Origin of the sequence: Burkholderia sp. AU4i (assembly GCF_000466765.1) — a bacterium.
GTDB lineage: Bacteria > Pseudomonadota > Gammaproteobacteria > Burkholderiales > Burkholderiaceae > Burkholderia > Burkholderia cepacia.
The window spans coordinates 1-938 of record NZ_ASSI01000392.1; the positions used below are offsets into that span (position 1 = coordinate 1).

Sequence of the window (938 nt, forward strand, 5' to 3'; positions counted from 1 at the left end):
GCCCGCCGGCGCGGAAGCCGCGCCCGGCATGCTTGCCGCGCCGCCCGTGGTGCCGCTGTCGGCCGCACCGCTGCCCGGCGTGCCCGACGGCGCGGTGGACGGCGCCGGCGACATGCCGCCGGTGGCGCTGGTGTCCGAACTCGCACCGGTACCGGTGTCGCTCTTTTTCTGGCAACCCGCACCCGCCGCCAGGCCGGCGATCAGGATGCCGGCGAAGACGGCTCGCGATACGTGACGAAGGGAATATCGCTGCATGACACCTCCGCTGATGTCGGTGGATGGAACCCTTCGGCGCGCAATCCCCGTGCCTCGCCATCGATCCCTCGCATTCATTTTTCAAATGGCGCCCAGCCGAATATTTAATTTCCCATCACCGTGCCGGCCACCCATACTCGCGAACAAATCCGAGACATAACGTCCACGGCGGCCGGGCCGTCGCAGCGTCTACGCGCTGCCGGTTTCGCGCCCCGCACATGGAAGGAGACAACGGCGTGCAACTGGAAGCCACCCACCGCCCGGGCATCGTGCCCGGCGCGGTCGACGCATCGCATCGAACCGATTCGGCCGCGCGCGACCCCGCGCTGAGCCCGCGGCTGCACAACCCCGACCTCGCGCCCACCAAGGCCGAGGGGCGGACGTGGGGCCGCTACAGCATCTTTGCGCTGTGGACCAACGACGTGCACAACATCGCGAACTATTCGTTCGCGATCGGGCTGTTCGCGCTCGGCCTGTCGGGCTGGCAGATGCTCGCGTCGCTCGCGATCGGCGCGGTGCTCGTCTACTGCTTCATGAACCTCACCGGCTACATGGGCCAGAAGACCGGCGTGCCGTTCCCGGTGATCAGCCGGATGAGCTTCGGCATCTACGGCGCGCTGCTGCCCGCGATGATCCGCGCGGTGATCGCGATCGCATGGTTCGGCATCCAGACCTATCTCGCG

Annotated in this window: 1 protein-coding gene and 1 pseudogene; both read left to right on the plus strand. The window is 68.0% G+C overall.

Translation table 11 applies throughout. The features are described from left to right. Positions 1–235: pseudogene (locus L810_RS48260) on the plus strand (hypothetical protein); the annotation flags it as partial. Between the two features lie 238 nt (positions 236–473). Then, on the plus strand, positions 474–938 hold a 465-nt coding region (locus L810_RS42985; RefSeq protein ID WP_042978424.1), incomplete at its 3' end, for a cytosine permease.